This is a genomic window from Salinimicrobium profundisediminis, from assembly GCF_026241755.1.
In the GTDB taxonomy this organism is placed as follows: Bacteria; Bacteroidota; Bacteroidia; order Flavobacteriales; family Flavobacteriaceae; genus Salinimicrobium; species Salinimicrobium profundisediminis.
In genome coordinates, this window is record NZ_JAPJDA010000002.1 from 175,172 (window position 1) to 199,299 (window position 24,128).

At 42.2% G+C, this 24,128-nt stretch carries 25 protein-coding genes; 14 read left to right on the forward strand and 11 right to left on the reverse strand.

Features of this window, described 5'->3' with window-relative positions; all coding sequences use genetic code 11:
* The first annotated feature begins 151 nt into the window (after positions 1 to 151).
* From OQ279_RS01945 to OQ279_RS01970, 6 genes are read left to right on the forward strand one after another with little or no spacing between them, the layout of a single operon-like run.
* On the forward strand, positions 152 to 577 hold the full coding sequence (locus tag OQ279_RS01945) for an ATP-dependent zinc protease family protein (RefSeq protein WP_266068081.1): 426 nt from the start codon (positions 152 to 154) through the stop codon (positions 575 to 577).
* On the forward strand, positions 574 to 1,446 hold the full coding sequence (gene rimK / locus OQ279_RS01950) for a 30S ribosomal protein S6--L-glutamate ligase (RefSeq protein WP_265162311.1): 873 nt from the start codon (positions 574 to 576) through the stop codon (positions 1,444 to 1,446). Before OQ279_RS01945 ends, rimK begins: the two co-directional genes overlap by 4 nt.
* A gap of 3 nt (positions 1,447 to 1,449) precedes the next feature.
* A complete protein-coding gene (locus tag OQ279_RS01955) occupies positions 1,450 to 2,451 on the forward strand; it encodes a succinylglutamate desuccinylase/aspartoacylase family protein (RefSeq protein ID WP_266068082.1) in 1,002 nt (333 codons plus the stop codon).
* Positions 2,426 to 2,998: a 5-formyltetrahydrofolate cyclo-ligase gene (locus OQ279_RS01960; RefSeq protein ID WP_266068083.1), complete on the forward strand. Its 573-nt coding sequence runs from the start codon at positions 2,426 to 2,428 to the stop codon at positions 2,996 to 2,998. Before OQ279_RS01955 ends, OQ279_RS01960 begins: the two co-directional genes overlap by 26 nt.
* Before the next feature lie 48 nt (positions 2,999 to 3,046).
* Positions 3,047 to 4,498 (forward strand): PAS domain-containing sensor histidine kinase, encoded by a 1,452-nt coding sequence (locus OQ279_RS01965; protein ID WP_266068084.1) that lies wholly within the window; start codon positions 3,047 to 3,049, stop codon positions 4,496 to 4,498.
* Positions 4,499 to 4,502: 4 nt separating this feature from the next.
* Positions 4,503 to 4,916: a response regulator gene (locus tag OQ279_RS01970; protein ID WP_266068085.1), complete on the forward strand. Its 414-nt coding sequence runs from the start codon at positions 4,503 to 4,505 to the stop codon at positions 4,914 to 4,916.
* Here the strand turns inward: OQ279_RS01970 and OQ279_RS01975 are convergent.
* The 7 genes from OQ279_RS01975 to gdhA form a co-directional block, all read right to left on the reverse strand.
* Positions 4,913 to 5,548 (reverse strand): lipoprotein signal peptidase, encoded by a 636-nt coding sequence (locus tag OQ279_RS01975; protein ID WP_266068086.1) that lies wholly within the window; start codon positions 5,546 to 5,548, stop codon positions 4,913 to 4,915. The two genes, OQ279_RS01970 and OQ279_RS01975, sit on opposite strands and share 4 nt — an antisense overlap.
* 34 nt (positions 5,549 to 5,582) lie before the next feature.
* Positions 5,583 to 6,203 (reverse strand): DUF4097 family beta strand repeat-containing protein, encoded by a 621-nt coding sequence (locus OQ279_RS01980; protein WP_266068087.1) that lies wholly within the window; start codon positions 6,201 to 6,203, stop codon positions 5,583 to 5,585.
* Positions 6,204 to 6,275: 72 nt separating this feature from the next.
* Positions 6,276 to 6,659: a TraR/DksA family transcriptional regulator gene (locus OQ279_RS01985; protein ID WP_097054928.1), complete on the reverse strand. Its 384-nt coding sequence runs from the start codon at positions 6,657 to 6,659 to the stop codon at positions 6,276 to 6,278.
* A gap of 5 nt (positions 6,660 to 6,664) precedes the next feature.
* A complete protein-coding gene (gene ileS / locus OQ279_RS01990; protein ID WP_266068163.1) occupies positions 6,665 to 10,069 on the reverse strand; it encodes an isoleucine--tRNA ligase in 3,405 nt (1,134 codons plus the stop codon).
* 128 nt (positions 10,070 to 10,197) lie between these two features.
* Positions 10,198 to 12,606, reverse strand: coding sequence for a TonB-dependent receptor (locus OQ279_RS01995; protein WP_306419730.1), 2,409 nt, complete (start codon positions 12,604 to 12,606; stop codon positions 10,198 to 10,200).
* On the reverse strand, positions 12,603 to 13,325 hold the full coding sequence (gene recO / locus OQ279_RS02000) for a DNA repair protein RecO (RefSeq protein ID WP_266068088.1): 723 nt from the start codon (positions 13,323 to 13,325) through the stop codon (positions 12,603 to 12,605). Before recO ends, OQ279_RS01995 begins: the two co-directional genes overlap by 4 nt.
* A gap of 182 nt (positions 13,326 to 13,507) precedes the next feature.
* Positions 13,508 to 14,851, reverse strand: a complete 1,344-nt coding sequence (gene gdhA / locus OQ279_RS02005) for an NADP-specific glutamate dehydrogenase (protein WP_266068089.1) — start codon at positions 14,849 to 14,851, stop codon at positions 13,508 to 13,510.
* A 184-nt stretch (positions 14,852 to 15,035) separates the two neighbouring features.
* Here gdhA and OQ279_RS02010 point away from each other — a divergent pair, with 184 nt between their 5' ends.
* Complete coding sequence (locus OQ279_RS02010; protein WP_266068090.1) at positions 15,036 to 15,812, forward strand: THC0290_0291 family protein; 777 nt, start codon at positions 15,036 to 15,038, stop codon at positions 15,810 to 15,812.
* A gap of 57 nt (positions 15,813 to 15,869) precedes the next feature.
* Here OQ279_RS02010 and OQ279_RS02015 read toward each other — a convergent pair whose 3' ends face one another.
* The 3 genes from OQ279_RS02015 to OQ279_RS02025 form a co-directional block, all read right to left on the reverse strand.
* Positions 15,870 to 16,433 carry a PIN domain-containing protein gene (locus tag OQ279_RS02015; protein ID WP_266068091.1) on the reverse strand — a complete coding sequence of 188 codons (564 nt, stop codon included), beginning with the start codon at positions 16,431 to 16,433 and terminating at the stop codon, positions 15,870 to 15,872.
* Entirely contained in the window at positions 16,423 to 16,878 is a 456-nt protein-coding gene (locus OQ279_RS02020) for a helix-turn-helix domain-containing protein (protein ID WP_266068092.1), read from the reverse strand. The genes OQ279_RS02015 and OQ279_RS02020 overlap by 11 nt, the downstream gene beginning before the upstream one ends.
* A gap of 141 nt (positions 16,879 to 17,019) precedes the next feature.
* A complete protein-coding gene (locus OQ279_RS02025; RefSeq protein WP_266068093.1) occupies positions 17,020 to 18,162 on the reverse strand; it encodes a cystathionine gamma-synthase in 1,143 nt (380 codons plus the stop codon).
* A 93-nt stretch (positions 18,163 to 18,255) separates the two neighbouring features.
* Here OQ279_RS02025 and OQ279_RS02030 point away from each other — a divergent pair, with 93 nt between their 5' ends.
* The 3 genes from OQ279_RS02030 to OQ279_RS02040 are packed head-to-tail and all read left to right on the forward strand — an operon-like array spanning position 18,256 to position 20,290.
* Positions 18,256 to 19,035 (forward strand): DUF3298 and DUF4163 domain-containing protein, encoded by a 780-nt coding sequence (locus OQ279_RS02030; protein WP_266068094.1) that lies wholly within the window; start codon positions 18,256 to 18,258, stop codon positions 19,033 to 19,035.
* A 9-nt stretch (positions 19,036 to 19,044) separates the two neighbouring features.
* On the forward strand, positions 19,045 to 19,398 hold the full coding sequence (locus tag OQ279_RS02035) for an arsenate reductase family protein (RefSeq protein ID WP_266068095.1): 354 nt from the start codon (positions 19,045 to 19,047) through the stop codon (positions 19,396 to 19,398).
* Positions 19,391 to 20,290, forward strand: a complete 900-nt coding sequence (locus tag OQ279_RS02040; protein WP_266068096.1) for a DMT family transporter — start codon at positions 19,391 to 19,393, stop codon at positions 20,288 to 20,290. The genes OQ279_RS02035 and OQ279_RS02040 overlap by 8 nt, the downstream gene beginning before the upstream one ends.
* Here the strand turns inward: OQ279_RS02040 and OQ279_RS02045 are convergent.
* Positions 20,274 to 20,768, reverse strand: a complete 495-nt coding sequence (locus OQ279_RS02045) for an acyl-CoA thioesterase (RefSeq protein WP_266068097.1) — start codon at positions 20,766 to 20,768, stop codon at positions 20,274 to 20,276. The two genes, OQ279_RS02040 and OQ279_RS02045, sit on opposite strands and share 17 nt — an antisense overlap.
* A 92-nt stretch (positions 20,769 to 20,860) precedes the next feature.
* Here OQ279_RS02045 and OQ279_RS02050 point away from each other — a divergent pair, with 92 nt between their 5' ends.
* Genes OQ279_RS02050 through nadD form a run of 4 tightly spaced genes read left to right on the forward strand, consistent with a single transcriptional unit; the run spans position 20,861 to position 23,908 of the window.
* Positions 20,861 to 21,820, forward strand: coding sequence for a YheT family hydrolase (locus OQ279_RS02050; RefSeq protein WP_266068098.1), 960 nt, complete (start codon positions 20,861 to 20,863; stop codon positions 21,818 to 21,820).
* Between the two features lie 59 nt (positions 21,821 to 21,879).
* Entirely contained in the window at positions 21,880 to 22,737 is an 858-nt protein-coding gene (locus OQ279_RS02055; protein ID WP_266068099.1) for a YicC/YloC family endoribonuclease, read from the forward strand.
* The gene (gene gmk, locus OQ279_RS02060; RefSeq protein ID WP_266068100.1) at positions 22,737 to 23,327 is read left to right on the forward strand and encodes a guanylate kinase; all 591 of its coding nucleotides are present in this window, start codon (positions 22,737 to 22,739) and stop codon (positions 23,325 to 23,327) included. The genes OQ279_RS02055 and gmk overlap by 1 nt, the downstream gene beginning before the upstream one ends.
* A complete protein-coding gene (gene nadD, locus OQ279_RS02065; RefSeq protein ID WP_266068101.1) occupies positions 23,324 to 23,908 on the forward strand; it encodes a nicotinate (nicotinamide) nucleotide adenylyltransferase in 585 nt (194 codons plus the stop codon). The genes gmk and nadD overlap by 4 nt, the downstream gene beginning before the upstream one ends.
* Positions 23,909 to 24,128 lie beyond the last annotated feature (220 nt).

Below are 24,128 nucleotides of genomic sequence, written 5' to 3' on the forward strand. Positions count from 1 at the left end.
GAAGGATTACTTCGGAAGAAACAGGAATCATAAAAGGGCTTTAAAGAACCTTCCGAAGTATAAAACCGATGGGGATTCACTTCATTTTCAGCAGAATATATTTTCAGAAATAGTTAAGATTTTAAAAATCTGCTTTTAGTACCTTGCGTTCATGGAAAAAATTACCATTGGCCGTTTTGACAAGGCAGATTTTCCCGATCTACACCTCGAAGACATAGCAGTTAAGGTAGATACAGGAGCTTACACCTCATCCATCCACTGCGATCACATCGTGGAAGAAAAAGGGGTGCTAAAATGCACATTTTTGGATGAAGAGCACCCGCTGTACAATGGCCGCACTTACAGGTTTAAAGACTATGATATTGTTTTTGTGAAAAGCAGTAATGGCATTGTTCAAAAGCGTTATCAAATCCAGACCACGATCACCCTGTTTGGAAAGACCCGGAAAATTTCCCTGTCCCTTTCGGCTCGGCAGGAGATGAGATTTCCCGTACTTTTGGGCCGTAAATTTATAACTAGAAAATATATCGTAGATACCGAGTATTACGATCTCTCTTTTAAGAAGAAACAAGAATGAATATAAAGATCCTTTCCAGGAACAGCAGCCTGTACTCCACGCAACGGCTTGTAGAGGCAGCTAAAAAAAGGCATCACGATGTCGAGATCATTGACCCTCTCAAGTGTGACCTCATTATTGAAAAGAAACACCCGAGTATTTACTACAAAGGCAGGCATATTGAAGACGCCGATGCTGTAATTCCGAGAATTGGGGCTTCGGTTACTTTTTACGGTACTGCAGTGGTACGTCAATTTGAGATGATGGGCGTTTTTTCTACTACCGAGTCACAATCTCTGGTAAGGAGCCGTGATAAACTGAGAAGCCTGCAGGTACTCTCTCGCGCCAGGCTTGGACTTCCTAAAACCGTGTTCACCAATTATTCTAAAGATGTTGGGGAAGTTATAGACCACGTGGGAGGTGCCCCTTTGATCATTAAATTGCTTGAAGGAACCCAGGGCCTTGGAGTTGTTCTTGCTGAGACCAAAAACGCAGCCGAATCGGTCATTGAAGCTTTTAACGGGCTGCAGGCAAGGGTAATTGTACAGGAGTTTATCAAGGAAGCCGGTGGTGCCGATATACGGGCATTTGTTGTGGATGGCCATGTAGTTGGAGCCATGAAGAGACAGGGAAAAGAAGGGGAATTTCGTTCTAATCTTCACCGTGGCGGTACTGCAAGCATCATTCAGCTTACAGACGACGAAGAGAACGCAGCCATTAAAGCAGCCAAAGCAATGGGACTGGGTGTTGCCGGTGTAGACATGCTACAAAGCTCCCGCGGACCGCTTATTCTTGAAGTAAATTCTTCTCCGGGCCTAGAAGGCATAGAAGAAGCCACTGGAAAAGATATAGCTAAAACCATTATTCGTTATATTGAGCGAAATGTTTAGTATATGGCATCTATAGATGAGAACAATGTTCTTGAGATCTTAGGGAAAAGAGTACCTCCCGGCAAAAGTGCAACGATTAACTTTAACATGGCCAAACTCTACACCACTACCCATGTAGAAGTGCCAATTATTATTGAAAGGTCAAAAAAATCCGGCCCGGTGGTACTTATCACCGCGGGGATTCACGGTGATGAGATCAATGGCGTAGAGGTGGTGCGCCAGCTTATAGTAAAAGAAATAAACAAACCTGCCAGGGGCACCGTGATTTGTATTCCTATTCTAAATGTCTTCGGATTTTTAAATATGGCACGCGAATTCCCTGATGGGCGCGACCTTAACAGGGTTTTCCCGGGTTCCAAAAATGGCTCTTTGGCCAGCCGTTTTGCTTACCAGTTTGTACAAAAGATACTGCCGGTAGCCGATTTTTGTATGGACTTTCATACCGGCGGGGCAAGCCGGTTTAACGCTCCTCAAATCAGGATTAAAAAAGGAGAGGAAATGGCCATGCACTATGCCAGGATCTTTAATGCACCTTTTACGATCATCTCCAAGACCATTACCAAATCATACAGGGAAACCTGTGCAAAACAGGGCAAACCGGTGCTGCTCTTTGAAGGAGGAAAATCACAGGACAGCAACAAAACCATTGCAAAACAGGGGGTAGAAGGGGTGATGCGCATTCTTGATCATTTTGAAATGCTCAAGCCAAAATTTGATGTGCCCGATCCTACAGGGGAAACAATTATTATAGAATACAGCAGCTGGATGAGGGCAAAATACAGTGGCCTTCTACATGTAAAGATCCCCTGCGGCAAACACGTGGAAAAAGGTGAATATATTGCTACTATTACCGACCCTTACGGAAAGCTGAGGCACAAAGTAAAAGCTCCAAATACAGGTTACATTATAAATGTGAATGAATCGCCCATTGTTTACCAGGGGGATGCCATTTTCCATATTTCTCTTTCAAAAGAATCCTATGAACAAGAAACAGCTTCGGCTTGAGTACAAAGAACTAAGAGACTCCCTCACCCCGGAACACATTGAAAAAGGCAGCCTGGAGATTGCCAATCGCCTTTTAGATCTTCCTATTTGGAACTTTTCTTATTACCACCTGTTTCTGAGTATTTCAGAAAAAAAAGAAGTTGACACACAGCTCATTTTACACATCCTGCAGGGCAAGGATAAGAATATTGTACTCTCAAAATCCGATTTCAAAAGTGGCTCTCTTACCAATTACCTGCTCACAGACTCCACCGTTATTAAAGTTAACGACTGGGGAATTCCGGAGCCGGTAGATGGCATTGAGATCCCGGCTACAAAAATTGATGTGGTTTTTATTCCGCTACTGGTTTTTGATAAAAAAGGCAACCGAATAGGCTACGGAAAAGGATTCTACGACAGGTTTCTTTCCCTTTGCACAAAAGAAGTAGTAAAAGTAGGATTATCGCTATTTCCGGCTGAAGAAGAGATTAAAGAAATTAACGAACACGACGTTCCATTGGACTACTGCATCACTCCCGGCAAAATATATAATTTCAAAAATTTGTAAACCTACTGGTTTTCAATTACATTTATTACCTCCCTTATTGGAATTTTAATGCTCAACGATCTCCAGTTAAACAGTATTTTAGAAGACTTTGATGTTGCTTATTGGAAAATCAATGTCTTCTCGAAAAAGATTTCCTGGTCTCCTCACTTCAATCATCTGGTAGGAGATCCAGATACAGGAGGTGACCATTTTGAGTACTTTCTCAATAACATTCTACACAAAGATTACCGGTATGACTTCAGGGAGCATTTTGAAGATCTTACCACTCATTCTAAACCCTTTAATGCTGAAGTCCGCATCAAGCTGGAGAACGGAAAATACCGGTGGTTCGAATGCAGAAATTTAAAAGGTAAAGAAGGTGCTTTTGGTGATACAGCCATACTCATGTTTGTGAACATTCACCAGGCAAAGAGAGACGAATACACCATTGAAGAGAATTTCTTCTACTATCACGAAACTGCTGAAATGACCTCTACGGGTGGCTGGTATTACGATGTGACTTCGGGCGCTGTGTACTGGGATAATGTAACGAAAAAGATTTTAGATTGCCCTTTAGATCATGAGCCAAAGCCCGAAGATAAAATGCGTTTCTATGCCGAAGATCACCGGGAAAAAGTGACAGACATGTTCCATAAATGTTCAAAATACGGGATCCCTTTCAAGGTAGAGATAAAAATGCGTACCCTTCACAACAGGGAGTTCTGGGTGAGGGCCACTGGCAAGCCGGTTTACAATAACGACCAGGAAATTATTGGGATTCGGGGTGTCTTCCAGGATATAGATGAGCAGAAGACCAACGAATTGAACCTGCAAAATTCCCTGGATATTATAGCATCCCAAAATTCCAGATTATTCAATTTTGCACATATTGTATCTCACCAGCTACGCTGCCATAGCAGTAATTTAAACCTCATCTCCCAACTTCTTGAAGAGTCAAAATCTGTTGAAGATAAGCTTGACCTGCTTATCAATGTAAATGACATTTCAAAAAATCTCGAAAAAGCCATTGTTGAGCTCAATACAATAGTTACAAAACAGAACAACCTTAAAAAAGAACGCCGGGTGGTGAAATTTAAAGATGCTCTAGATGTAGTTATCGCCTCTGCACATTCTCTTATCAAGAGAGAAAATGCGGAGATCATCGCCGAATTTAATCAGTTGAACGAAATAAATTACATTTCGGAATATCTGGAAAGTATTTTGCTAAATTTGATCACCAATGCCATAAAGTACAGGTTCGAAGGCAGAAAACCAGTGATCTTTATCCAGACCTACAAAGAGAATGGAGAAAACATTCTTGAGATAAGCGACAACGGGATGGGTATTGATCTTGATGAGCACGGGGATAAAATGTTTGGCATGTACAAAACCTTCCACCGGCATCCCGAAGCAAACGGAATAGGCTTATTTATTACCAAAAATCAGGTGGAAACCATGGGAGGAAAAATTTCTGTGACCAGTACAGTGAACATTGGCACCACTTTTAAAATTACTCTCTAATTCTATGGATCATCCAATAGAACTTGCCTGTATCATTGACGATGACAGGATCTATGTTAACCTGGTAAAGAAGATCATCGAGATCAAAAAGCTTTCCCAAAACCTTATCATCTTCAAAAATGGCAAAGAAGCGCTTGATTACTTTAAAGCTATTCTCGGGAACATAAGTGAAAACAGGCTGCCCGATATCATTTTTCTAGATCTCAATATGCCGGTGATGGACGGCTGGGAATTTCTTAGTGAATTTGTAAAGATCAAGAATAACTTCAATAAGAAGATAACGCTGTATGTAGTAAGTTCTTCAATAGATCCCAGGGACCTGCAAAGGGCTAAATCCTTTAACCTGGTTACAGATTACCTGATCAAGCCCATAGAGCTAAAACAATTTGAGAAGATCTTTGATCAGGACGTCGCTTAATTAACGGTTTCTTTAGACTGTTCCTGCTCTTTTTTATCCTGCGGAAAAACCTTCTTGTTAAAGATGATCAATAGGAAAAAACCTACAGTAATGGCAGAGTCGGCGATGTTGAATACAGGCTCAAAAAAGGTAAAATACTCACCTCCCCATATTGGAAGCCACTCGGGCAGGTAACCAGACCATAAAGGGAAATACAGCATATCTACAACATGGCCGTACAACATAGGAGCATAACCTCCCGCTTCGGGCATAAAATCGGCTACCTGATTGTAGCTGTGCTCGAAGATCACTCCATAAAAAACTGAATCTATAATATTACCCACGGCCCCTGCAAAGATCAAAGCTATGGCAGTGATAAGCGTCCTTGATCCATTTTTTCTCACCGAATCCCATAACCAGTAGCCAATAAAGGGCACCGCAATTAACCGGAAGGTGGTAAGCAGTAATTTCCCGTACTCGCCGGGAATCTGGGCGCCCCACGCCATACCTTTATTCTCCACAAAAAGAATCCTGAACCAGTCAAAAACCCTTATTTCATCTCCCAACATAAAGTGGGTTTTAATATAGAATTTTGAAACCTGATCAATTAAGAGGATCACAACTATAAGGGCAGAAGCTTGTTTTAAGGACATTGAAAGTTTTTTAAGCGGAGTAAAAATACTAATATTATTTAGTTTCAGTAAGCTTTATATCCCCGTTAATACTGGTTAATACCATATTGTGAACTCCATCGGGAACTTGTGGTACATTCACAGTGCCATGCCTTGTTTTCGCCTCCACATTCACCTTGCTCACCGTTCCCAGGATGTTACCGTCATAAGTATTGATCACTGCTTCCCCGCTGAAGTCGCTAAGGTAACAGGAGCCATTCTTCAGCTCAATAAATACCGACTTATACCTGCCCGAAAGATAGACACTGGCTGTGTTAGAATTTATCTGCAGCAGCATACCTTCAGGTATTTCAAGGTCAACTTCCATAGAAAAAACTTTATGGGCACTCAATTTGTCATAACCACTCTGCAAAATTTTCATGTAGCGGGAGCTCAAAAGAAGAGTATTGCCTTCAAGTTTGGTGTCGAGACTAATCTGGTTGAAGTATTCTCCTTCGGTTTTGGTCTTAATCTGGATCTCTTCTCTAGTGCTTGCTTTAATATTGATCCTGTAAATCTCGTCACTGGACAAAACGATTTTGTCAAGGTGAGCTGAAGCTAAAACATCCTGCGTCACCTTCTGCGCACTTGCCGAAAGAGATAATATGAAGAGGAAAATAACGAGATATGATTTCATAGCGGGAAAAAAACAAAAAACGCTCCAAACCTAACGGCAGGAGCGTTTTTTATCATGAGATAACATCACAGTTTATCGCTGCATGTTTTTTGCCTCAATACTAAGGGTAGCATGAGGAACCAGTTTTAATCGCTCTTTAGCAATTAACTTCCCGGTAACTCTGCAAATTCCGTAGGTTTTGCTCTCAATGCGCACAAGGGCATTCTTCAGGTCACGAATAAATTTTTCCTGGCGAATAGCCAGCTGCGAGTTAGCCTCTTTACTCATTGTTTCACTGCCTTCTTCAAAAGCCTTGAACGTGGGAGAGGTGTCATCTGTACCATTGTTCCCGTCGTTCATGTAGGCGCTCTTGTAAAGTTCCAGCTGCTCCTTTGCCTTCTCAATTTTGGCAAGGATCAATGTCCTGAATTCCGCCAGCTCTGCATCGCTGTAGCGTTCTTTTACTTCTGTTGACATAGTTCTTAATGTTTTTTAATTAACAACCTTGTGGTCACTTCATCAAAAGAAACTTCCAGTCCGTTGTTCACTTCTTCTGCTAAGTCGAGATTTGCAGTGAGGGTTTCGGTTTTAATATATTGAATATTTTGTTGAACAGCATCCTCGACAGTGCCGTCCTTTTGTAGGGTCACATCTATTTTATCTGTCACTTCAAAGCCAGAATCCTTACGCATGTTTTGAATGCGGTTCACCAGCTCTCTAGCAATCCCCTCTTTCTTGAGTTCATCAGAAATGGTGATATCTAAAGCAACAGTAATATTTCCAGAGTTGGCTACTAACCAGCCCTCAATATCCTGGGAGGTTATTTCTACATCTCCGCTTTCTAATGTAAGCGAATTCCCGTTAATATCAACTTCAATTTTTCCGTCGCGCTCAATTTTTTTGATGTCTTCTGCGGAAAAACTATTGATCTTAGCCGCCACCTGCTTCATGTCTTTTCCAAAACGGGGGCCCAGAACTTTAAAATTAGGCTTGATTTGCTTTACCAAAATGCCCGAAGCATCATCAATAAGCTCAAGCTCCTTCACATTCACTTCAGATTTGATGAGCTCAGCCACTGCCGCAATTTCCTTTCTTTGCTGCTCATCCAGAATAGGGATCATTACTCGCTGCAAAGGCTGGCGCACTTTGATCATCTCTTTTTTCCGAAGCGAAAGTACAAGCGAAGAGATGGTTTGCGCTTTTTGCATTTGACGCTCCAGCTCCTTATTCACATAACTGTGATCTACCTCGGGGAAATTCGCTAAATGTACCGACTCAAAACTCTCCTTCTGAGTGGCTTTTTCAAGATCTTTGTACAACCTGTCCATAAAGAAAGGCGCCACGGGAGCTCCCAGCTTGGCTACGGTCTCAAGGCAGGTGTAAAGCGTTTGGTAAGCTGAGATTTTATCGGTACCATATTCACCTTTCCAGAATCTTCTTCGGCACAATCTCACATACCAGTTACTCAAATTCTCCTGTACAAATTCTGAAATTGCCCTTGTAGCCCGTGTAGGCTCATAATCGGCATAGAATTTATCAACATTCTCAACGAGCGTGTGCAATTCTGAAAGTATCCAGCGGTCTATTTCTGGTCTTTCCTCCAATGGCACATCGGCTTCGGAATAAGTGAAATTATCAATATTTGCGTACAAACTAAAGAAAGAGTACGTATTGTAGAGGGTTCCGAAGAATTTACGCCTTACTTCTGAAATTCCTTCAATATCAAATTTTAAGTTGTCCCATGGGTTGGCATTAGAGATCATGTACCAACGGGTGGCATCGGGCCCAAAGGCAGCAAGGGTTTCAAAAGGATCTACGGCATTACCAAGACGCTTGGACATTTTTTGCCCGTTCTTATCGAGTACAAGTCCGTTAGAAACCACATTTTTATAAGCCACATCATCAAAGGTCATGGTCGCTATAGCGTGCAGCGTATAGAACCAGCCCCTGGTCTGGTCAACACCTTCAGCTATAAAATCGGCTTTACGCCAGGTTTTTTCAACTTTTTCGGCATTTTCAAAAGGATAATGCCACTGCGAATAAGGCATAGAACCTGAATCGAACCACACGTCGATAAGATCGGCTTCGCGCTTCATTGGTTTTCCTGAACCTGATACCAGTACAATCCCATCAACCACATTTTTATGCAGGTCGACTTTGTCATAGTTGTCATCGCTAAAATCTCCAGGCTGGAAGCTTTCAAAAAGATCGGCTTCCATAAACCCGGCCTCTACGGCCCTGCTCATTTCCTGCTTCAGCTCTTCAATAGATCCTATGATCTTTTCTTCTTTCCCGTCTTCAGTCCTCCAGATAGGTAGCGGGATCCCCCAATATCTGGATCTTGAAAGGTTCCAATCATTAGCGTTGGCAAGCCAGTTTCCAAAACGGCCTTCGCCGGTAGATTTTGGCTTCCAGTTTATTTCTTTGTTCAGTTCATGCATCCGGTCTTTGACCTCTGTGATCTTGATGAACCAGGAATCAAGCGGATAATATAAAATAGGCTTATCGGTTCTCCAGCAGTTAGGATAACTGTGAAGATATTTCTCAACTTTAAAAGCCCTGTTCTCTTCTTTTAATTTGATGGCGATCTCTACATCCACCGACTTTTCGGGGGCCTCACCATCATTGTAATATTCGTTCTTGACGTATTTTCCTCCAAACTCCTTTAACTCGGGCCTGAATTTTCCCTGTAGATCTACCAGCGGAACAAGATTGTCATTCTCGTCTTTTACGAGCATTGGCGGCACCTCAGGGTTTGCCTGCTTTGCAACCATAGCATCATCGGCACCAAAAGTTGGGGCAGTGTGAACAATTCCGGTACCGTCTTCGGTGGTAACAAAATCCCCAAGAATAATCCGGAAAGCATTTTCGGGATGTTCATACGGCTGCGCATAAGGCATCAACTGCTCATACCTGCTTTCTGAAATTTCCTTACCGGTGAAAGACTTACCTGTCAAAAATGGGATTTTCTTATCCCCTTCTTTGTAAGCCTGCAAAGCCTCTTCAGAATCCACTTTTTGGAACTTCTTATCGAACTGCTTTTCGGCCAGGTCTTTTGCAACTATAACTGTAATAGGTTCAAAAGTGTACTGGTTATAAGTTTTAACCGTCACATATTCTATCCTGGGGCCAACTGTGAGGGCAGTGTTAGATGGGAGCGTCCAAGGAGTGGTGGTCCAGGCAATAAAAAATACTTCCCCTTCAATTTCTGAAAGAAAATCGGGAAGCGTTTCCTTCTTCGCCTTAAACATAGCAGTAACCGTGGTATCGGTCACATCCTGATAAGTACCGGGTTGGTTGAGCTCGTGTGAACTAAGGCCTGTTCCCGCTTTTGGGGAATAGGGTTGTATGGTATAGCCCTTGTAAATAAGGCCTTTTTTATAGATCTGGGAAAGCAGCCACCAAACGGTCTCCATGTATTTGGACTTGTAGGTAATATATGGATCATCCATATCTACCCAGTACCCCATTTTTTCAGTAAGGTCGTTCCACACATCGGTATAACGCATCACGGCATTTTTACACGCCTCGTTATATTCCTCTACACTTATCTTCTTCCCAATATCTTCTTTGGTGATGCCCAGCTCCTTCTCAACACCAAGTTCTATAGGCAGGCCGTGGGTATCCCAACCGGCTTTTCGCTTTACCTGGTAACCTTTTTGGGTTTTGAACCTGCAAAAAATATCTTTAATGGCACGCGCCATGACATGGTGAATTCCGGGTAGACCGTTTGCTGAAGGTGGCCCTTCAAAAAAGATAAACGGCTCTTCTCCATCTCTTGAAGTTATACTCTTCTCAAAAATGTCATTTTCCTTCCAGAATTGCAGAATTTCTTCGGCCACTTTTGGCAGGTCAAGTCCTTTATATTCAGGGAACTTTGCGCTCATCATCTTGTTCTTTCAAAATAGTTGCGCGAAAATAATGATTTTTAGTAAATCGAGTGGTTTAAAATAGGAAAACCTGAAGACGAGCTGATTTTTGTCAGTTCTAAATTATTTAAAATCTGAAGCTTATACTAGAAGGAGTACTGCAGGGCGAGGATCAGGTTCCTGCCGGCAGCCGCCACTCCCGATGAGTACGTGCGGTAGCGTTGATCGGTAATGTTTTCAAGGCTGGCAGTGACCAGCCACATTTTCCCTGCCTGGTATTGAGAACTAAAGTTAAGTGTATACCATTCAGGAGAATAAGGATCCCCGTTTTCATCTATGGCATACAGGTAGTCTTTGTCCCTTTCTGAAGGCGCCAGCTCATCGGCACTAATCTCTCCATTGTACTCGCTAAAAAGGTCAAACCTAAGCCTGTCTTTCTCCCAAACCAGGTGTGCATTTCCAAAAAGAGGTGCTGCATGCCGCAAAGGTGCTGTTGTACCATCATCCTGCTCTTCCTCTCCTTCAGTAATACTTAATTGCGCCTTTAACTTCAGTTGTTCGCTAAACCTGATTTTTGCCCCGGCCTCGAATCCATACACATGCGCACGAGCCGCATTCTGAATAGCCTGCACCCTACTGGGCTCGCCGTGGTATTCAATTGTAGTTTCACCATTGAGGTCAAAATCCCGCCGCACCAAAGCATCCTCCAAAAGTGTGTAGTAGCCGGCAAGATCGAACTTTACCACATTATCAAAGTTCAACGCAAGCCCCAGCTCTGCGTTATAGGCTTTTTCGGGCTCAAGATCGGGATTGGGCACTACCACAAGGCCCGGAGCCGAATCGAAGATCTTCCCTACATCATCTATATTAGGCGATCTAAAGCCGGTAGAAAGGTTGAATTGCCATCCAAAAATGTCATTTTGCTGCCAGTTTAATCCGGCACTTCCCGTTAAAGCGCCAGTTCGTAAATTGGCATCTGAAAATGGAAAATCGTAAATATCCTCATCAAAAACAGCGTCTAAAAGAATGTAATTATATCTGGCCCCGGTTTGCAACGTAAGGGAAGGATCAATTTCCCACTGCAAATTACCATAGGCAGCCAAAGATTGCCAGGTGGCATCATCGGGATACCTCGAAGTGCCGGCAGACCACTCTCCGGTGATGATGTTCTTTTCACTCCCTTTAGACCCTACTTTGTTGTACACATATTCTGCTCCGTAAGAAAGTGTGGTAAGGTGGAAGTTCTTTTCAAAATCAAGGTTAAGAGAATAAGCATCGACTTCTTCCTGCGTATGATAAAAGATGTCATCTCCAAAAGCACGGTCATTACGGCTCTCTTCAAAATTTTGGTATGCTGCAGTCAATTTTGCTTCATTATAAATTTTTCCATTCCCGACTTTATTAAGCTGAAAATTAGTTTGCAGCCATTCCTGTGGGCCATAATACCATTCGGCAGCTCTTAAAACTCCATTCTTTTTACGGTAAAGCCGGTCGTAACGCGGATAATCGGTAGTAGTTGAATAGATCATTCCGAGGGAAAAATTGTATTCTTCATTGGGTTTGAATCTTATTTTCTGAAGTAGATTGAGCTGCTCATATCCCGTAGGTTTTTGCACCTGCGGATTGTCATTTTCTACCATCACATCCTGCCCGTTTCGCCTCACCACATAGTTGGGACGCAAATATTCTTCGGGCCCGTGGCTTCCCATGCGCATATTTCCAAAATCTGAATAAGAAGCACTGCTTAAGAATGCCCATTCCTTTAGACCGTAAGACAAATTGAGATGCCCGGTTTTCTCATTATTGGCAGTAGCATACCGGCTGTAAGCGCGGCCGGAAAGATTTCCTCCTTTTGCCACCGAAAAAGCAGGAGAAAGGGTGAGAAAATTGATCACGCCACCAATAGCGTCGCTCCCAAAAACTAAAGATCCGGGGCCGGGAACAACTTCGGTCCTTTCAACCGAAAGAGGATCTATAGAGATCACGTTCTGCACATTACCACCCCTAAAAATGGCAGTATTCATACGAACCCCATCTACAGTGATCAACAACCTATTGGTTGCAAATCCCCTAATCATGGGGCTCCCACCACCTAACTGACTCTTTTGAACATATACCTGCCCGGTACTCTCCAGTAGATCGGCTGAAGTTTGAGGTGCCGCGGTAAGTATATCTTTCCGGTTAATGGTGATGACCTTTTGGGGGACCATGTTTCGGTTCTGCTCAAATTTTGAGACCGAAAGCACTACTTCTGAAAGTTCATTTTTAGTAGATGCCAAATATACTTTTCCTTTCTTCTGAAGGATTTGCCGTTTGGTCGCATGAAAATCTGAATGCGAAACATGCCTGAAGAAGATGACTTCATTAGAAGAAAAACCTGAAATATTGGCCTCCCCGTTAAAACCAGTAAGAAGGTTTTTCGACTTATCCTTATTAAAAACTGCAACATTGAAAACAGGCTCTCCTGTTTCTTTATCAAGCACCGTAATTTCCTGAGCTGAACAAACAGAAAAAAGCAGGAAAAACAGGGCTAAACCAGAGTAAAGTCTCATCATGAATTATAGATTTCATTCATTACCGCAAGAGACTTTGGCTTGTGAAAACCCTGAAGGTGAATTTCATAATATTTCAAAAGCATTAAAAGAAATCCCGAACGGGTGGTTTGGTTAAGTTTAATGGCAGAAAGCGCATCAAAGTCTGTGCCTAACAGGCGCTGTAGAAGTACCACGTTTTCATCATTTATGCAATCTGGATTAGTCTCCACATCCTGAAAAGTACCATCCACAAGATTAAAAACCGGCGCATCCTGTTGATAATCATCGGGGTAGAACCCAAGGTAACGGCTAAGCTTCAGCAGAAAAAGCAAATGAAAATTTACCGTACTGCTATGGGTGTCAAACCATTCAAGGCTGGTCTCGAGAAAATTGTAAAGGGCCGGGTTAGCTTCCTCCTCCTTAATGGCATTTTTGAGCACTTCAGAAAGGAACATTACCACACTGGCTTTAACCACATTGGTATGCAGGCTTTGATAAACTTTACCAAGTTTAGCTTCCTTCATGTACTCCATCGTACCCTTGTCTTTGTGATTGGCCACAATTTCAAGCTGGGTGAGCGGCTGAAAAAGTGAGGCTTTGAATTTGCCCTTTTTAGACTTTAGCACTCCGCGTAGCAGGTAAGTCTTTAAACCGCTTTGCAGGGTGAAACATTTCACAATAAGATCGGCTTCCCCGTACTTTAAGGCGCTAAAAACAATTCCTTTGGTTGTGATCAACATGTATTACTGGTCTTTCAGGAGAAAACAGGTTTCAAAAATGGCATTTTTAAGAGGTAATAATTACTTCAGCTTACCTGTCAAAAATGGCATTTTTAGCAGTTGTTCTTCAGAAGCAATAAATGTAAGCTAAAAAAAGAAAAAGCCGCAAAAGCGGCCTTTTCAGAATTTATTTCAGCAAAAGTTTATACAACCCCCTGCGCTAGCATGGCGTCGGCTACTTTTACGAATCCGGCGATGTTGGCTCCTTTTACGTAGTCAACGTAACCGTCTTCATCTGTACCATATTTCACACACTGGGCATGAATATCGTTCATGATTTGCTTAAGTTTTGAATCTACTTCTTCTGAAGTCCAGTTGAACCTCAGGGAGTTTTGAGACATCTCAAGTCCAGATGTTGCAACCCCACCGGCATTTGAAGCTTTCCCAGGAGAGAAAAGGATCTTAGAGTCCTGGAACACGGCAATAGCTTCGGGAGTACAAGGCATGTTGGCACCCTCACCTACAAGGATACAGCCATTGTTCACAAGAGCGCGTGCATCATCTTCCTGCAGCTCGTTTTGTGTTGCACATGGCAGCGCAATATCACACTTCACATTCCACGGAGTTTCTCCTTCAAAGTATTCGGCATCCGGATATTCGTTGAGATATTCTTTGATCCTGCCTCTTTTCACGTTCTTAAGGTCCATGATGAAAGCAAGTTTCCCGGCGTCAATTCCGGTTTTATCGTAAATATACCCTGAAGAATCGGACATAGTTACTACTTTCCCACCCAGCTGGGTAGCTTTTTCAGCAGCATACTGTGCCACGTTTCCGGAACCTGAAACCACTATAGTTTTACCTTTAATGGAGTCTTCTTTGGTCTTCAGCATATTTTCGGCAAAGTATACGTTCCCATAACCTGTAGCTTCGGGACGAATTAAAGATCCGCCGTAAGAAAGGCCTTTTCCGGTAAGCACTCCCGTAAATTCATTGCGAAGTCTTTTGTACTGTCCGTACAAATATCCTACTTCACGCCCACCTACTCCAATGTCTCCTGCAGGCACATCTGTATTTGCACCAATATGACGTTGCAATTCGGTCATAAAGCTCTGGCAGAACTTCATCACCTCATTATCTGACTTTCCTTTGGGATCAAAGTCTGATCCTCCTTTACCACCGCCCATAGGCAGGGTAGTAAGGCTGTTTTTAAACACCTGCTCAAAAGCGAGGAATTTCAAAATAGAAAGGTTTACGGAAGGGTGAAAACGAAGACCACCTTTGTAAGGCCCAATGGCAGAGTTCATCTGGATCCTGAAACCACGATTCACCTGTACTTCGCCGTTATCATCTATCCAGGGCACACGAAACATGATCACGCGCTCTGGTTCGACCATACGTTCCAGTAATTTTTTATTTTGATACTTTTTATTTTTTTCAATGAATGGGATAACAGTTTCAGCAACTTCATGAACCGCCTGTAAAAACTCGGGTTCATTACTATTCCTTTTTGAAACGCTATCTAGAAATTCTTTTACATTTTGTTCCATGGTTTTGGCTAAAATTATATTAACGAAAACGTTTTATACGATTCGATGCAAATATACATTATCTGCAAATTTTAGCCTTGAAATTTTTGTTATTCCTTTTATAATTAATCATTTTCTGAAAGCCCCATAATTCCAATTTTCCTTAAGATGTTTTTATATATTTGCTCGTATCGTAATTTTCTATATGGCCAACATTCTCAAATCTTTAATGCTGGGTTTGTTCCTTTTTTTCTTCGGAAAAGGAACTGCTACCGCACAGGTGGGAATGGTAGGCCAGGAAATAGGTATAGTAGCGGGACCGGTAGCCTATTTCACCGATTACGGTTTGCGCTGGAATTTTGAAACAAATTCATCTAACGTAGGTTTTGGAGTAGGCCTGGTTTACTATCTCAACTTCGCATATAGGGCCGATTGTAATTGTTATGCCCGCTACAGTTATTTTAACGATCATTTTAGAGTTAGGGCCGAAATTGATTATCACCAGGGGGAGCTTAATCACTATGGGCCTCTTTCTCAAAAAGCAAGTACCGGTGGTGAACAGCTGCGTTCAATGATTGGAGAAGTAAAGGTTTATGAAATGGGCGCCCATCTTGAATACTACCCACTAAGCATAAGAGATTATACAGCTTTTGCCTATCCCATTGCCCCTTATGTAAGCCTTGGTTTCAACTTTGTGGGTTATGATCCTAATACTTATTCAACCCTGGGGCCACTTGACGAAAATATTTTCCCTACCTTTAAAGGTTACGTAAGCCAGGAAGAAGGCTCTACCTGGGGCGTGACCCTGGGCGCAGGATTCCGTTACAGGCTGGCAGTCTCCAGCGATTTGGTGATGAATATGCAGTGGCGGTATTACGACACCGACTGGCTGGATGGACTTGATCACGACAACCCCCAAAACAAGTTTAACGACATGATGTTCTGGTTAAACTTCGGGTATATTTATTACCTGAATTTTTAATTAGGCGGTAGACTGTAGACGGTAGGCGGGAGATTTATTGAGAGTTAGAAGCAATTATTATAGACAGGAGTGTAAATAGTTTGCTGTACTATTTAAGCCCAAATTTCTTAATCGATCAAGAATTTCAAATTCATCTAAATCAGGATTTGTTCTATTCAGAACAAGCTTTTTAAATGCTTCAACTGCTTTTTCTGGATTTAGGTCAATTATATCAGTTAAAAACTCATCACTAGATTTAGCACTTAAACCAAAAGATGCCAGGTAATCTTCAGGAAAATCCTTCAGGTTTTCAGTTACAATTATATTAGCATTAGTCTTTATAGCTGCAGCTAAAACGTGTCTGTCTTTCTCATCGGGTAATTCTAAGCTTGTTATTAGTTGCTCATAATTATCAACCATTGCGTCAGGAAATGCTCTATTAGCTATATTAATTCGTTTGGTTATTTCTTCTTCTGAAATGCCTTTTCTTCCCATTACATTAATCCATTCATCAAAAATATGTTGACTCCATTTTGGAGTAAACAATTCATAATAAGCAAACCAAAACATTAGGTCCCTAATTAGTAGAGGATAAATCACATTGGTGTCTAAAACACAAATAAACCTAACACTATGAATCATATAGACCAGATTCTTCGTCTGATTTCATCATTTGAATAATTAAATCTTCCTGCTCTTTCTTCATTCGATCTTTATAATTAGATACATCTTCAAATTTTACTCTTCGATGTTTGCCAATTTTTGTGAATGGAATTTCCCCTTTCTCTAAAAGTTTTACAAAATGAGGTCTGGAACAATTTAAAAATTCTGCTGCTGCCTGAGTCGTCATTTCAGCAGCGACAGGCACTACAGAAATGGGTTTTCCCTCACCCATGGCTTTTAAAATTTTGGCTAATAGTTTTAAAGCCTTAAGAGGAATTCTTATTTTATCTTTGGTTTCTTCTATCTCAATTTTAGGAGATTTATCTCTGATTTCTTTCAATACAGCTTCCAGCGCATTATAAGATTCAAATGCCGTAGTTTGTTCTTCCTTTGATGGTCTCTTGATATTTTTTAATTCTTCCATTGCTTCACGAAATTGATTACACATAAATTTAATCGAAATAAACGAAACAATCGAAATAAACAAAAATGTTTAACAAAAACTGTGACTAATAATGAAAATTAAAATTTCGAAATAGCTTTCAAAAATGACATTTTTGAAAGCTTATTCTAAAGCCTGTTGAAGGTCGTTGATGAGATCTTCTTCATCTTCAATCCCTACACTCAGTCGAATCATGGAATCTACTACCCCGGTCTTTTCCCGCTCTTTCTTCGGAATAGAGGCATGGGTCATGGTGGCAGGGTGACCCGCAAGAGACTCCACGCCGCCAAGGGATTCGGCCAGCGTAAAAACCTTCAGTTTTTCTACAAATTTCACAGCGCTTTCCATAGTTCCTTCAGCAGTGGTAAAAGAAACCATTCCGCCGAAACCGCTCATTTGCCTTTTTGCAATTTCGTGATTAGGATGATCTTGAAATCCCGGCCAGTACACATTTTCCACATTTGGATGTGCCTTCAGAAACCTTGCTACAGCTTCCCCGTTCTCACAATGCCGCTGCATACGCAGGTGCAGGGTTTTGATGCCGCGCAGCACCAGGAAACTGTCCTGCGGCCCACACACCGCCCCGCTGGCATTCTGGATAAAATATAATTTTTGGGCAAGTTCCTGATCTTTCACTACCAGGCTCCCCATGATCACATCGCTATGCCCGCCCAAATATTTTGTAGCACTGTGCATTACAATATCGGCTCCCAAATCCAGCGGCTGCTGCAAATATGGGGTTGCGAATGTATTGTCTACCGCCAGTAACAGTCCGTGTTTTTTGGAAATACCGGCCATGGCTTCAATGTCGATGATATTCATCATTGGGTTGGTTGGAGTTTCCACCCAAATCATTTTGGTATTTAGATTAATATACTGCTCAATCTCTGCGGAATTTTGCATGCTCACAAACCGGAATTTAATACCTAACTTTTCAAAAATTCCGGTAAAAAGCCGGTAAGAACCTCCATAGAGATCATTGGTAGAAATAATCTCATCACCGGGACCAAACAGCTTTAGCACGGCATCTATTGCGGCTAGACCCGAGCCAAAAGCAAGGCCAAAATTGCCATTTTCAAGACTGGCAAGAGATCTCTCGAGGGCAGCGCGGGTAGGATTTCCGCTTCGGGAATACTCAAAACCTTTGTGGCCTCCCGGAGTATCCTGCCTGTAAGTGCTTGTCTGGTAAATGGGCGGCATTACAGATCCATAAGCAGGGTCTGTGTTCTCCTGGCCTCCATGAATGGTTTTGGTATTGAACTTCATTTTTACATTTTATTTAAGATACAAAGGTAGCATTGACCTTGGGCTTTCCCAAAATAGCCCGTACCTTTCAGATCAGTTTAACATCAAGAATTTATGTTCCGCAATTTATTGGCCCTGGTATGCCTGGCACTGGTCTTTACAGGGTGTAAACAAGACAAAGAAGAAGAAAAACCAGTAAGAAATTTAGCCCCTTTAAGCTTTCAAAAGGAGAGCCTGGTTAGAAAGGCCGGAGAACACTGTGATACGGCCGATTATGATTGTTCTATCATTGCGCTGGACGTGGTGAGGGCCAAGGGGGCTTCGGAAGTTTCAGAAAAAATAAACCGCAGGCTTGATGAACACACCATTGGGCTGGTTGCTACCCAGGAAAATCCTGATATCTCAAATCTCGAGGAACTGGCTGAAAAATTCCTGAAAGACTATCGCGAGGCTGCCGAAAATTTTTCGGAAGAACCACCATGGGAAGCATACGTAGATCAAAAGGTGTATATGCAATCAGACAGCCTGATCTCTATTGGTATAACCACCGAGATCTTTAGCGGTGGCGCCCACGGCTATAAAACACTTACCTTTCTTAATATTGATCCTGCCACCGGAAAAAAGTTATCCAAAAATGACATTTTTGAAGAGGATTTTTCTCCATTTGTAGAGCAAATATTTCGGCAGGAACAGGGAATTCCTGAAGATGAAAACATCAACAGCACAGGGTTCTGGTTTGAAAATGAAACCTTCAGCCTACCCGAAAATATTGGCTTTTCCGAAGAAAAAGTGATCCTTATATACAACTCTTATGAGATTGCTCCTTATGCAGCCGGGGATATCGTAATGGAAATTCCGCTGCACGAAGTTCGGCCTTTCATGAAGATTGAATAATTTTACCCCATGAAGAAAATCTATTACCTGTCTACCTGCGATACCTGCAAAAGGATTCTAAAAGAACTTGACCCACCTGCTGATTATGAACTGCAGGACGTTAAAAAAGTACCTCTTACTTTAGACCAGCTTCAGGAATTAAAACACAGAGCGGGCACTTATGAATATCTTCTTAATAAACGGGCAAAAATGTACCAGGAGCGGGATTTAAAGAATAAACAACTCTCGGAAGAAGATTATAAAAATCTCCTTTTGGAGCATTATACTTTTCTAAAGCGACCTGTGATTATAAACAATCAAAAGATCTTTATTGGCAATTCCAAAAAGGAAGTCTCTGCCGCAAAAGCTGCGCTAAGTGAATAGCAGGCTGCTGGCTATTCTCGCAGCCATTGGTGCCGGCACTATCTATGGTATTAACCACACGGTAGCAAAAGGTTTGATGCCTGTTTACATCCAGCCATTTGGTTTTATCCTGCTGCGGGTAACGGGAGCTGCTATTCTTTTCTGGCTCATTAGCCCGTTGGGACCCAAAGAGAAAATCGCCACCAGTGACTGGCCGCGACTGCTTGGTTGTGCCGTGCTGGGAATGTGTATTAACATGCTGTTCTTCTTCAAAGGCCTTAACCTCACTACCCCAATCAACAGCTCGGTGATCACCACCATCACACCAATTATCGTGCTGGTGCTGGCTGCCATTCTTATCAAAGAAAAGATTACCCTGCTAAAAACGGTAGGAATAATAACAGGGCTTGCCGGGGCGCTTGGCCTCATACTTTTTAGCAGTAGCGAAGTAAGGAACGCCAGTAACATTCCGCTGGGAAACTTCCTGGTGCTTATTAATGCCACTTCTTACGGACTTTACCTCATCCTGGTAAAGCCGCTTACCAGCAAGTATCACCCGGTCACCCTAATGAAATGGCTTTTTACAATGGCGATTATTATCAATTTGCCGTTCACCCTGAAGGAATTCACACAGGTGGAATGGAGCAGCCTACCTACCGAAGCTATTTTTGGGATGAGCTTTGTTGTTGTAGGAACCACTTTTCTCACCTACCTGCTCAACGTATATGCACTTAGACAGCTAAGCGCCTCCACCATAAGCGCTTTTGTGTACTTACAGCCCCTTATTGCGATTGTTTACGCAGTTTCGACCGGGGCCGATTCTCTGAATATGCTCAAAATAGTGGCGGCACTTCTAGTCTTTGCAGGGGTTTATATGGTAACCCGAAAGCCTAAACCTAAGCCTGCAGCATAGCCGGATCTATATCTTTTGGCTTCTTGCCATACCTCCTGGTGTCTTCACGGGTTAGGATCTTGAAATCTTCGGTGTGGGATAGGTGGTTAATATTGTCAAACAGTTCTTTTGGGAGACCTGTTAATTTGCGCTCTTTTAGATCTATCCAGCCGCCCATCATTTCACAGCTCGCAAAGTTCCTACCCTTGTGATCATAAAAATCATGGATGAATTCAAAATACATTCCGTCTTCAGAAAGGCCTTTTAATTGTAAAGTAACGGTTACCGGCTTACCTGCAAAAACTTCTTTGAAGTATGAGATATGTTCATAAAACACCACCGGCCCCAGGTTGTGCTGCGCCATTTCTTTTTGTCCGAAGCCGTTTTCCATTAGAAAACTCATTCGGGTGTGGCTCATAAAATTTATATAGGCAGTGTTAGCCAAATGCCTGTTTGCATCGATATCACTCCATCTTATTTCAAAACTCTTCTTGTACATTTTTCAAATTTTGAGATAAAATTACAAATTTATACTATGCATGCATAACGAATTTTTCTTTCATTTACAGTTCTAAAACCTTACACCGCTCGATGCCCATAGTAGAAAGTACATATAAACCCCCAATGATCTTCAGGAATTATCACGTCTCAACCGTGTATTCTGCCATGATTAGACGGGCACCTGTAGCGCAGCAGCGCGAGCGGATAAACCTTCAGGATGGGGATTTTCTGGATCTTGACTGGAGCTTTTCCGAAGAAAGATCAGAAAAAGTACTTATTGTAATTCACGGGTTGGAGGGCAGTGCAAAACGCCCTTACGTTACCGGGCTTGCCAAATATTTCACTCAAAAAGGCTGGGATGTTGCTGCCGTGAACCTTAGAGGTTGCAGCGGCGAGATCAACCGCCATTTCAGGTCTTACCATGCCGGGGCCACCAATGACCTTCAGGAAGTGGTGGAGCATATTCTGAAGAAAAACAAGTATGCTACAATGGCCTTTAACGGCTTCAGCCTTGGTGGGAATTTAATGCTTAAGTACCTTGGCGAAGACAGGGAAATTCCGAAGCAACTCAAAGCAGCAGTGATGGTCTCGGTGCCCTGCGACTTACATGGCAGTTGGAAACAACTCGAGAAGAGGGAGAATTTTCTCTACGCAAAACGTTTCCAGATCAAACTTCAAAATCATTTACGCCAGCGCGCACAGCATTTCCCCAACCAGTTAACCACTGAAGAAATCAATGCCTGTGACAGCCTGTTAGACATTGATGACCTGTATACCAGCAGGGCCCATGATTTTGAAAATGCGCTAGATTACTACCACAAAAACAGCTCCCGTCGTTTTCTTGAAAATATTGGGGTGCCCACCCTGCTTATAAATGCTAAGAATGATGGCTTTTTATCTCCTGCCTGCTATCCTTTTAAAATTGCTGAAGAAAGCAAATATCTTTACCTGGAAACGCCTGAGTATGGCGGACATGTAGGTTTCATGCAAAACAAACCGGAGACCTATACCGAAGAGCGCGCATACCAGTTCATACATTCCCACCTCTAGCCACTTTTCTTTGTACCGCCTTGAATTTGTTTATCTTTGTGCATCAATAAAATTACCGTATGATTCAGTCCATGACCGGTTTTGGAAAAAGCGTTTTACAGCTGCCTTCCAAAAAGATCACCGTAGAGATCAAATCCCTCAACAGCAAAAATTTAGATTTAAATGCGCGCATCCCATCCCAGTACAGGGAAAAGGAGTTGCAGCTACGCAATAAAATTTCACGGGAACTCACCCGCGGAAAAGTTGATTTTTCGGTTTATGTTGAAGTTACAGGAGAAGAAACCAGCTCGGCAGTCAATGCGGCTGCAGTAAAAAAATACATGAACCAGTTGCGGGAGATCTATTCGGCACCTGATGTTGACCTTCTTCAAATGGCAGTGCGCATGCCCGATGCCTTTAAGACGGAAAGAGAAGAAATTGATGAAGATGAATTCCAGGCTATAGAAGAAGCCGTTGATGAAGCTCTTAGAGAGATCAATGATTTTCGCTCGGCTGAAGGGAAGGTACTCGAAGATGAACTGGAACAAAGAGCCGGAAACATTCAGGAGCTGTTGCAAAAAGTAATCGCCATGGATCCCGAAAGAATTGCCGGGGTGAGAGAACGCCTGCAAAAAGGAGTAGCCGAACTAAAAGAAAACGTTGACCAGAACCGCTTTGAACAGGAGTTGGTCTTCTACATCGAGAAATTCGATATTACCGAAGAAAAGGTGAGGCTGGAAAATCACATGGACTATTTTCAGAAGACGCTTGGATCATTAGATTCCAACGGGAAAAAACTCGGTTTCATCTCTCAGGAGATGGGTCGTGAGATCAATACCATTGGCAGCAAATCAAACTATGCACCCATGCAGCAACTGGTGGTGCAAATGAAAGACGAATTGGAAAAGATCAAAGAACAACTTCTAAACGTACTCTAATGGCTGATGGCAAATTAATCGTTTTTTCGGCACCATCAGGATCGGGAAAAACAACTATAGTAAAATACCTGCTTGCCCAGGAAGAACTAAATCTTGAATTCTCCATCTCTGCAACCTCGCGCGAACCAAGAGGTACAGAAGTGCACGGTAAAGATTACTACTTTCTGGACCTTAAGGAGTTCAAAAATAAGATCAAGAACAACGAATTTTTGGAATGGGAAGAAGTTTACCGTGATAATTTCTACGGAACGCTTAAGAGTGAAGTAGAGCGCATTTGGTCACATGGCAAAAATGTCATTTTTGACATCGATGTGGTGGGCGGGCTCGACATTAAGAACATCTATCCTGAAAAAACCCTGGCCGTATTCGTAAAACCCCCCAGTATTGAGGAGTTAAAGATACGCCTGAAGAAACGCAAGACAGAATCGGCCGACAAGATTAGCATGAGGGTGGCAAAAGCCTCTATTGAGCTGGCTACTGCCCCACAGTTTGATCACATTATCATCAACAACGACCTCAATACTGCCCTCGAAGAGGCTTACACTTTGGTGACCGATTTTGTGGGCGCTACTAAAGTCTCAAAAAAGTGAAAAAAAGAATAGGTTTATTTTTTGGCACTTTTAACCCTGTACATGTAGGGCATCTTATTTTGGCCAATCACCTGCTACAGTATTCAAACCTCGATGAAGTATGGATGGTGGTAACGCCACACAACCCCTTCAAGAAGAAAAGCAGCCTTTTAAATAACCATCACCGATTTGAAATGGTTTGGCAGCTGTGCGAAGAATATCCCGGGATAAAACCGAGCGATATTGAATTCAATCTGCCACAGCCCAATTACACGGTGTACACCCTGGCACACCTGGAAGAAAAGCATCCAGGTTATGAATTTGTATTGATCATGGGAGAAGATAACCTGAAGAGCTTCCCGAAGTGGAAAAATTATGAGGTTATTCTCGAAAGGCATGATATCCTGGTGTACCCCAGATATTCTGAAGGAGAAAATCACCCCGAATTGCTGGAGCATCCCAGAATTACCCTTACCGATGCCCCAAGAGTAGAAATTTCATCCACTTTTATAAGAAATGCAATTAAAGAGGGAAAAGATGTGCGGCCTTTATTACCTCCCACAGTTTGGAAGTATATTGATCAAATGAACTTCTACCGCTAAAAAAAATTGCCTCCGAAGCTTAAGCTTCCGGAGGCAATCCTCACTAACTAACCAACCAAAAAAGAAAACTCTTCTTTTAATTATAATCTTTCTTATATCATAACGCAATTGAAGTGCTAATCGTACATCATTAACACCTGCAAAATGTTAAAGTTTTAAAGTTTATAAATAGCTTTTTAAACTATTCTTTGCTACGGCTATTCTTATCAACCCCTTTATT

Excerpts from the sequence above, each read along its gene's own strand:
- OQ279_RS01975 (WP_266068086.1), bottom strand. The coding sequence starts at position 5,548 with ATGTCCTTAAAACAAGCTTCTGCCCTTATAGTTGTGATCCTCTTAATT.
- gdhA (WP_266068089.1), bottom strand. The coding sequence starts at position 14,851 with ATGGAACAAAATGTAAAAGAATTTCTAGATAGCGTTTCAAAAAGGAAT.
- recO (WP_266068088.1), bottom strand. The coding sequence starts at position 13,325 with ATGTTGATCACAACCAAAGGAATTGTTTTTAGCGCCTTAAAGTACGGG.
- OQ279_RS02055 (WP_266068099.1), top strand. The coding sequence starts at position 21,880 with ATGATTCAGTCCATGACCGGTTTTGGAAAAAGCGTTTTACAGCTGCCT.
- OQ279_RS01955 (WP_266068082.1), top strand. The coding sequence starts at position 1,450 with ATGGCATCTATAGATGAGAACAATGTTCTTGAGATCTTAGGGAAAAGA.
- OQ279_RS02050 (WP_266068098.1), top strand. The coding sequence starts at position 20,861 with ATGCCCATAGTAGAAAGTACATATAAACCCCCAATGATCTTCAGGAAT.
- OQ279_RS01960 (WP_266068083.1), top strand. The coding sequence starts at position 2,426 with ATGAACAAGAAACAGCTTCGGCTTGAGTACAAAGAACTAAGAGACTCC.
- OQ279_RS02015 (WP_266068091.1), bottom strand. The coding sequence starts at position 16,433 with ATGATTCATAGTGTTAGGTTTATTTGTGTTTTAGACACCAATGTGATT.
- OQ279_RS01985 (WP_097054928.1), bottom strand. The coding sequence starts at position 6,659 with ATGTCAACAGAAGTAAAAGAACGCTACAGCGATGCAGAGCTGGCGGAA.
- OQ279_RS02045 (WP_266068097.1), bottom strand. The coding sequence starts at position 20,768 with ATGTACAAGAAGAGTTTTGAAATAAGATGGAGTGATATCGATGCAAAC.
- rimK (WP_265162311.1), top strand. The coding sequence starts at position 574 with ATGAATATAAAGATCCTTTCCAGGAACAGCAGCCTGTACTCCACGCAA.
- OQ279_RS01995 (WP_306419730.1), bottom strand. The coding sequence starts at position 12,606 with ATGATGAGACTTTACTCTGGTTTAGCCCTGTTTTTCCTGCTTTTTTCT.
- OQ279_RS02030 (WP_266068094.1), top strand. The coding sequence starts at position 18,256 with ATGTTCCGCAATTTATTGGCCCTGGTATGCCTGGCACTGGTCTTTACA.
- OQ279_RS02035 (WP_266068095.1), top strand. The coding sequence starts at position 19,045 with ATGAAGAAAATCTATTACCTGTCTACCTGCGATACCTGCAAAAGGATT.
- OQ279_RS01980 (WP_266068087.1), bottom strand. The coding sequence starts at position 6,203 with ATGAAATCATATCTCGTTATTTTCCTCTTCATATTATCTCTTTCGGCA.
- OQ279_RS02010 (WP_266068090.1), top strand. The coding sequence starts at position 15,036 with ATGGCCAACATTCTCAAATCTTTAATGCTGGGTTTGTTCCTTTTTTTC.
- OQ279_RS01970 (WP_266068085.1), top strand. The coding sequence starts at position 4,503 with ATGGATCATCCAATAGAACTTGCCTGTATCATTGACGATGACAGGATC.
- OQ279_RS02020 (WP_266068092.1), bottom strand. The coding sequence starts at position 16,878 with ATGGAAGAATTAAAAAATATCAAGAGACCATCAAAGGAAGAACAAACT.
- ileS (WP_266068163.1), bottom strand. The coding sequence starts at position 10,069 with ATGAGCGCAAAGTTCCCTGAATATAAAGGACTTGACCTGCCAAAAGTG.
- gmk (WP_266068100.1), top strand. The coding sequence starts at position 22,737 with ATGGCTGATGGCAAATTAATCGTTTTTTCGGCACCATCAGGATCGGGA.
- OQ279_RS02025 (WP_266068093.1), bottom strand. The coding sequence starts at position 18,162 with ATGAAGTTCAATACCAAAACCATTCATGGAGGCCAGGAGAACACAGAC.
- OQ279_RS01945 (WP_266068081.1), top strand. The coding sequence starts at position 152 with ATGGAAAAAATTACCATTGGCCGTTTTGACAAGGCAGATTTTCCCGAT.
- OQ279_RS01965 (WP_266068084.1), top strand. The coding sequence starts at position 3,047 with ATGCTCAACGATCTCCAGTTAAACAGTATTTTAGAAGACTTTGATGTT.